The sequence below is a fragment of the Acidithiobacillus sp. genome (genome assembly GCF_023255755.1).
GTDB lineage: Bacteria > Pseudomonadota > Gammaproteobacteria > Acidithiobacillales > Acidithiobacillaceae > Acidithiobacillus.
In genome coordinates this window covers 1-6,680 of sequence record NZ_JAGDVS010000029.1, presented here as the reverse complement: position 1 = coordinate 6,680, position 6,680 = coordinate 1, and the positions used below count along the sequence as shown (strand labels likewise).

At 59.7% G+C, this 6,680-nt stretch carries 8 protein-coding genes; 2 read left to right on the top strand and 6 right to left on the bottom strand.

The annotated features are described in order from the left end of the window. Positions 1–662 (top strand): J domain-containing protein (locus Q0C48_RS02230; RefSeq protein ID WP_291521123.1); only part of this gene is annotated, 662 nt, incomplete at its 5' end. 24 nt (positions 663–686) lie between these two features. Next, on the top strand, positions 687–983 hold the full coding sequence (locus Q0C48_RS02225) for a chaperone modulator CbpM (protein ID WP_291521121.1): 297 nt from the start codon (positions 687–689) through the stop codon (positions 981–983). Positions 984–1,054: 71 nt separating this feature from the next. Here the strand turns inward: Q0C48_RS02225 and dsbG are convergent, their stop codons facing one another. The 6 genes from dsbG to soxY form a co-directional block, all read right to left on the bottom strand. Beyond that, positions 1,055–1,585 (bottom strand): thiol:disulfide interchange protein DsbG, encoded by a 531-nt coding sequence (gene dsbG / locus Q0C48_RS02220; RefSeq protein WP_291521119.1) that lies wholly within the window; start codon positions 1,583–1,585, stop codon positions 1,055–1,057. Positions 1,586–1,731: 146 nt separating this feature from the next. Further along, entirely contained in the window at positions 1,732–3,462 is a 1,731-nt protein-coding gene (gene soxB, locus Q0C48_RS02215; RefSeq protein ID WP_291521117.1) for a thiosulfohydrolase SoxB, read from the bottom strand. 26 nt (positions 3,463–3,488) lie between these two features. Beyond that, the gene (locus Q0C48_RS02210) at positions 3,489–4,004 is read right to left on the bottom strand and encodes a DUF302 domain-containing protein (RefSeq protein ID WP_291521115.1); all 516 of its coding nucleotides are present in this window, start codon (positions 4,002–4,004) and stop codon (positions 3,489–3,491) included. 85 nt (positions 4,005–4,089) lie between these two features. After that, positions 4,090–4,956, bottom strand: a complete 867-nt coding sequence (gene soxA / locus Q0C48_RS02205; protein WP_291521113.1) for a sulfur oxidation c-type cytochrome SoxA — start codon at positions 4,954–4,956, stop codon at positions 4,090–4,092. A gap of 138 nt (positions 4,957–5,094) precedes the next feature. Further along, positions 5,095–5,427, bottom strand: coding sequence for a thiosulfate oxidation carrier complex protein SoxZ (gene soxZ / locus Q0C48_RS02200; protein ID WP_291521111.1), 333 nt, complete (start codon positions 5,425–5,427; stop codon positions 5,095–5,097). 32 nt (positions 5,428–5,459) lie between these two features. After that, positions 5,460–5,966: a thiosulfate oxidation carrier protein SoxY gene (gene soxY / locus Q0C48_RS02195; protein WP_291521109.1), complete on the bottom strand. Its 507-nt coding sequence runs from the start codon at positions 5,964–5,966 to the stop codon at positions 5,460–5,462. Positions 5,967–6,680 lie beyond the last annotated feature (714 nt).

Below are 6,680 nucleotides of genomic sequence, written 5' to 3'. Positions count from 1 at the left end.
CCGATTTTGGTGGCGGCGGGTTCAGTGACTTTTTCGAGTCCATATTCCGCCAGCAGCAGGGTGGTGGCTTTCGTGGCAGCGGGGGGGGCGGATTCCGCAGCCAGGGCGAAGACAGCGAGGCCACTATCCGCGTCAATCTGGAGGATGCGGCCCACGGCGCCCAGCGCGAGATCAACCTGGAAGTGCCCACCATGGGTCCAGATGGCCGTGTGCGCCGGGAAGCGCGGCGCCTGACCGTCAAAATTCCCAAAGGCATCCGCGAAGGCCAACGGCTGCGTATGGCCGGGCAGGGCGCTCCGGGCATGGGCGGTGGTCCCAATGGGGACCTGTACCTGCACATCCAGTTCCAGCCACACCCCAGGTTTCGGGTAGAGGGTAGCGATTTGTATCATGACCTGCACATCACCCCGTGGGAGGCGGTGCTGGGCGCCAGCGTCGAGGTACCCACCCTGGATGGCGGCGTGCGCATGAAGATTCCGGCCGGCAGCACCAGCGGGCAGAAGCTGCGGCTCAGTCAAAAGGGATTGCCGGGCTCCGGCAGCAAAACGCCCGGCGATTTGTATGCGGTGATCCAGATTGTCGTCCCCAAAAAAATCAGCGAGCCGGAAAAAGCCCTGTGGAACCAACTCGCGGAGATGTCCGACTTCCATCCCCGCCGCTGACCATAAGACCGAGGAGAATGCCCCATGGTTTCACCACTGATCACCGTCATCGAAGGGGAATTGCTGGAAGAGGGCGCTTTCTGCTTCGATTTTCCGCACTTTTGCACCCTGCTCCACTGCGCTGAAGGCGAAGCCGTGCAACTGGTGCGCTATGGCGTTATTCATCCCGAAGGTAGTGGCCCGCAGCACTGGCGCTTCCGCAGCCTCGATCTCTACCGCGCCCGCCTCAGTCGCCGCCTCAGCCGCGATCTGGAGATTGATATGGCAGGTGCGGCGCTGGCGGTGGACTTGCTAGAGCGGTTACGGGGCTGGAACGGTTAAGGCTAGGGGCGCACAGAACCTGGATTAGTCAGGCCAGTTGGTTCAAGACGACGAGCAGCAGTCCCGGTGATTCATAGCCCTTGCAGGATCTTGGCCAAGCTACCGGGGCTTGGGGCGCCGGTGATCACATCCACCTGGCCGCTACGCTTTTTATACAGGGTGGCAGGGACTCCGGTAGCATCGGTCACGGAAAAATAGTACAGGTTATGGCGCAACATCTTTTCGGTAGCGGGTGTTGGCGTCACCGGCGCGATGGCACCGCGATCGCCATGGAACCCCTTCTCGTTCTTTGCCAGCGCCTTTTGCGGGTCCGGCGACTCGAGAATGGCCGCCGCTTTGCCTGCGCTGCTTGGGGTCAGCATCCCCACGGGAATGAATCGCACGACGACCTGGCCCTTGCGAATGAAAGGCTGCAAGCGATTGTATAGGACATGGCAATAGGGACAGTTGGGATCCATAAAGACATAGATGAGCGGTCCCAGTCGACCTTCCTGTACCCAGCGGGCCTGTGCGAGGGTCCCCCAAAAGCCCATCGGAGCGGCCATAAGGGGGGCACTCCATCCGATGGCCAGCAACATGATGGCGAAAAGCACGCGGCGCATGGATTCTCCTTTTTTCAAGGCCCGGCCTGTGTAGACCGGGTCGGCGGGGTGCGGATCCCTGAATCACCGGAATCCGCCGTAGCGCTGCCCCCTCCTCGGTGAAACGTTATGCCGCTATCGTCTCCCTGGAGTTCAGGTTTGCTGAGTCAAAGACCATACTCTTTGGGAAATGCAATTCCGTGATTAGTCTTCATGTCGTTGGCGAGGCGTGGCAGGTCGAGCTTGTCGACACGGACGGTCTTTTGTGACCGGAGCCAATGGGCAACCACGTCCCAGACAGGCTTACCCTCCACGGGCGCGGTGGTCGGCGCCCAGCCGGCCAGCTTGTACTTTTTGGAGGGAGACATGGGCTTGCCACCGACCATCATGTCGCTGCAGCGGTGAAAGATGGGCTGGTCGGGGTCGAAGGCATACTGGATGTTGCCAACCCGGATCATGTCGCCGCCCTGCTGGTAGTAGGGATCCTTGTTGAAGATGTTGTCGGCGACCTGCTCCATGATGCTCTTGATCTGCGCGCCGGTGTACTCGGTGACGGTCACCTGGGGGTAAGTGATGGCGGCCTGGCCCATCAGATCCTCCATGGTGATGGTCTCGCCGGGCAGCTTGCAGTAACCCCAGCGGAAACCTGAGGAGAAAGCGGCCTCGCAGTCCATCTCCTGCATGAGGGCATTGCAGATCAACTGGTCGAAGGTGCCGTTGAAGTTGTCGCGCCGGTAGAGGAGGCTTTCAGTGACCGTGAGCGGTTCGGCGAGCTTGTCCTTGTAAGGGGCACGCACCTTCTCGATGTAGGCGGCCATCTCCGGGTCAGGCGGGATGAGGTTGGAGAAGACCGGCAGGTAGTGGAAGCGGAAGCCGTTGAGCTTGCCCTTGCCCACATCGAGGTCGAAGCGGGCTAGCACCTTGCCGTTGGTAGAGGTGTTGATGATGAGTGTCTTGCCGACCTTGAAGGGCCGGGGTCCCATGATGTCGTGGGTGTGGCCGCCGAGGATGATGTCGATGCCCTGCACCTGGGCGGCCATTTTCTTGTCCACATCGGCGCCGTTATGGGAGAGCACCACCACCAGGTCGGCCTGATGGTCCTTGCGGCACTCGTCCACCATCTTCTGCATGTGCCCGGGGTGAATGCCGAAGGTCCAGTCCGGGATCATGTAACGCGGGTTGGCGATGGGGGTGAAGGGAAATGCCTGGCCGATGATGGCGATCTTCCGGCCACTAACCTCGTGAATGGCGTAGGGCTTGAAGACCAGCTCTTCCCAGGTGGCGCTGAAAATGTTCTGCGCCAGGAACTTGGCTTTGAGGCTCTTCTTGACCAGCTCATCGACCCGCTTCTGTCCGTACGTGAACTCCCAATGACCGACGAAATAGTCCACCCCCAGCAGGTTTTGGGCCCCCACCATGTCGGCGGCCTTGGTCCACAGGGAGGTGGCCGACCCCTGCCAGGTGTCGCCGCCGTCGAGCATGATCACCTTGTCGCCACGTGCCTCCCGGTAGCGCTTCACCAGGCTTGCGATGTGGGCATAGCCGCCGGTCTTGCCGAAGCGGTGGGCGAGGGCGTCGAAGTCCAGGCAGCTATAGGCATAACCGTTCCGCGTCCCGCCCTTGATGTCGTAGGCATCCAGTACCCACTGGCCGCAGAGATGGGGCGGCTGGTTGAGGACCTGTCCCACCCCGATGTTGGTGTCGGGCTCGCGCCACCACACCGGCAGGAGTTGGGCATGGGAGTCTGTCATGTGCAGAAGCGTCACGTTGCCGTAGTCGGGGATCTCGTAAGGATCGCCCGCCCCGCCCCAGGCCGCCTGGATGGCGCCGGGGGCCAAAAAGCCCGCCGCACCGGCCAACCCCAGCATCTGCATAAAATCACGACGCGTCAATTTCATGTACGAATCCTCCTCGTATATCTTGTTTAAAAGCCGCCTGTGGCGGCTTGTTTCATGATGTGGATGATCTGTTTATCCAGTTCCTGCGCGACCTTCTGCGCCTCGGCGTTTTTGGGGAAATACTTGAGAGCGTAGGTGGGTAGGTAGGTCATCAGCTTCAGCTTGCCCTTGGTCTCAAAAAGCACGATCTTGCAGGGCGCGAAAGCGCCGAATTCCGGCGTGCCAGCCAGGATCTTGGCCCCCAACACAAGATTGCATACTTCGTAAATGACATAGGTGTCTTTGCTTTTTATGCCCCGTTGCTGCAACCCGCGCTGTATATTCAACGTGCCGACGAGGTTCATGTTTTCCCCCTCGGCAGCGGTCTGTATGGCGATTTTTATCTGTTCCGGAGTAACGCCTGGCTGCACATCCACCACATAGAGGGGGAGTTGAGGGCGATGGGTGGCATGCCCGACACTGGAGCGGGAACGGTCGGCCCCGCGGGTCCCTCGGCACCGATAGCCTGGCCACTCACTAAAAGGATCCCCAGCGTCATGCACACAAGGGCTCTGCGGTACGTTTGAGACATGTTTTGGCTCCAGGTTGCGGCAAATAGCCTGCATCTTGACGGGTGAGAAAGGCGAATCATGGCTGGTAACCCGGCGCGTTTATCCTGATTCCGTTGCTGAGGTAGGTCACGAAGTACTCCAGGTCGCGATAGTCCGTGCTTTCCAGCGGATGGGGTTTGACGCCGAGCTTGGTTTCACAGTCGGCGAATTGTTTTTGCAGGGTTTTTACTGCACTCCCGCCGACCCCATAAGCGGGGAAGTGGGCCGCCTCCCCCAGGGTGGCAGAGATGGTCTGGTGGTTGTGCAGAGACATGCCGGCCTGGGCGACGTGACAGGCAGCGCAGGAGAAACCGTGCGGACCACGTTTCATGAAGTAAAAGGCCTTGCCCTGTTCAAATGCGTGGATGGCGCCCGGCCCCTGCACCTTGACGTCCACCGGCAGACCGTTGGAGAGCGAGGCGAGGTAGGTCTGCAGGGCGGCCATCTTGGCGCCAGCGTACTGGAGGGGCCTCTCGCCGTTGTGCTCCCGGCACGCGTTGAGGCTGCCGCCCAGCGTGACGACGGTCTGGAGCTTGGGATCATAGTACGGGTAACGGGTGGCCACCCCTTTGCCGCCGTCCGGATAGCAACTTGCGTAGGTCTTGCCGTTCCTGAAGGGGGCGTCCCAGAGCTTTTTGCCTTCCTCCAGGGTGATCTCCCCCGGATTGAACTGCACGGCCTCCTGGTACTGCTGCATCAGATCCTTGTTGAAGATGTAGGGACCATCAGCGTATTTCTGCAGAGGAATGCTGGGAAATCGGCTTTTGAAGTAATCATGGAACTGCTTGAGGGTTTGCTGGGGACCCACTTTGGGATTCCCCAGATCCTGCCAGTTGGCCGCCTGAGCCGCACCACCCAGTGCGGCAAGCCCCATGGCCACACCAATACCCAGCCATCGCTTCATGTTCGTCCTCCTTGCTTTGGGATATGTCGTTGGAGCAACGGATGGTGGCCCAGAGAGAAAACCCCGGGCAACAGGGTCGTTCCGAGCCCCCCAGCAGCCTGTCAAACCTGGGGGGTGATCCGCCGCGCCCGCAAACGGCTAGCTCACGGTAATCTTGGCCTGAGTGCTCCAGTCGCCACCCTTGTTATCCTTCCATCTTATGCCCAGGGTGCCCGTTTCCTCTGCCCGCATCTTGAAAGCCAAGAACGGGTTGGCACTGATCGCGGTGCTCCAGTCCACATTCATCAGTGGCTTGTCATTGAAAGTCACCTCTACGGTCTGGATGAAGTGGGCGGGAATGATTTTGCCCGCTTTATCCTTGCTCAGTCCCGTGGTCATGGGATGCAAAATGAGGGAACGTACCTCGATGATCTCCCCCTTCTTTGCCGAAGAGGGTATGCGAATCATGGGATGACCAATATTCTCTGCCATGGATGAGTCCTCGATTGTGTCTGTGAAATTCGTTAGCCGCAGCCGCCGACGGTGACCTTGACGAGCTTGACCGCGCCCAGCAGCTCGCCCTTGTTGGTCTTGGCGACCACCCGCACGCTGGAGGACTTGGCCATCTTGATGCGCTCTTGCATGCTGGCTTTACCGTTGGCAGGCGTGAAGTTGAACTGGGAGATGAGCGGCAAAGGGTTTTTATCCACGAATAGATAGACGGTCTCGATGTAATCGTCGACCGTCATCGGCGAGTCCACATCAACACGCAGCGGTACCGCAGCCCCGTTTTCGGCAATGGTGGGCACCGATAGGTGCACCTTGCTGGAAGCCGGAACGTTCGCGGGTATCCCGGTATCTTTCAGGGCTTCGGACAGGATCTTGGCGTCGAAGGCCTTGGCCGGCCAGCCTTGGACATCATCCGCCAGGGCAAGACGAGGGCGCACCAGACCCGTACCGACAGTTGCCATGATCGCTGCCGTCGTTACGGCGCCGTGCAGAAAATCGCGGCGTTTTATCTTCTCGCTCACAATTGACTCCTTTTTGTATGACTTCAAAGACCAAAGATGGTCGGGGATCGGGGGATCACAATAAGGCGACATGTCGACTTGGGGAACCGCAGATGCCTTGCCCTATCGGGTCGTCCCTTTTCGGCGCATGTAACGCCTACGGCCATACCAAAAGCATGTTTCATGCCAACTTTGGCGAGAAGGCAGGCCGCCGTTTTATTTATGGTTTTCGTCAAGGAGATCATCATGGCGGTGCCTGGAAGAACCAAGAGGTCCAACGGACGGGCCAAGTTGTGCCAAACGAGCCAATGAGGGCCGCCCCGCAGCCCGCACGGGTAGCTGCCGTGTTATGCACGAAACCAGCGGGCGACCAACTTCTTGCCGGTCCTCGACTCCCCGGCAACAAGTACGCTGGAAGAGGCTGGCGCAATGAGACCAACCTCTCCAGCATCTCGAAGGTGGCCAGACTCTCCCCGATGATGGCGTGGCGCGGCATGCCCTGGCGGTGGGGCAGTATGGCGTAGCCGCGGCGGCTCGGGACTTGGCGAATGATAGCGATAATTTCTCTTCATCCACCGGTTTGGTCAGGTGCTGAGGCATGCAGAGCGCGTATTCCGCTCCCACATCCCGTTGGCGCAATACCACTTGGCCGTCGTGAACCGTACGGTAATACAGCCACCGGGAAGTTCGAAAAACTCCCCATTTCCAGTAAAATGTAGGGAGCCGATTGGAAGG

What these genes read in the sequence shown, in the direction of transcription:
- soxZ (WP_291521111.1), bottom strand. Translation starts at nt 5,427, where the DNA reads ATGGCAGAGAATATTGGTCATCCCATGATTCGCATACCCTCTTCGGCA.
- Q0C48_RS02225 (WP_291521121.1), top strand. Translation starts at nt 687, where the DNA reads ATGGTTTCACCACTGATCACCGTCATCGAAGGGGAATTGCTGGAAGAG.
- soxB (WP_291521117.1), bottom strand. Translation starts at nt 3,462, where the DNA reads ATGAAATTGACGCGTCGTGATTTTATGCAGATGCTGGGGTTGGCCGGT.
- dsbG (WP_291521119.1), bottom strand. Translation starts at nt 1,585, where the DNA reads ATGCGCCGCGTGCTTTTCGCCATCATGTTGCTGGCCATCGGATGGAGT.
- soxA (WP_291521113.1), bottom strand. Translation starts at nt 4,956, where the DNA reads ATGAAGCGATGGCTGGGTATTGGTGTGGCCATGGGGCTTGCCGCACTG.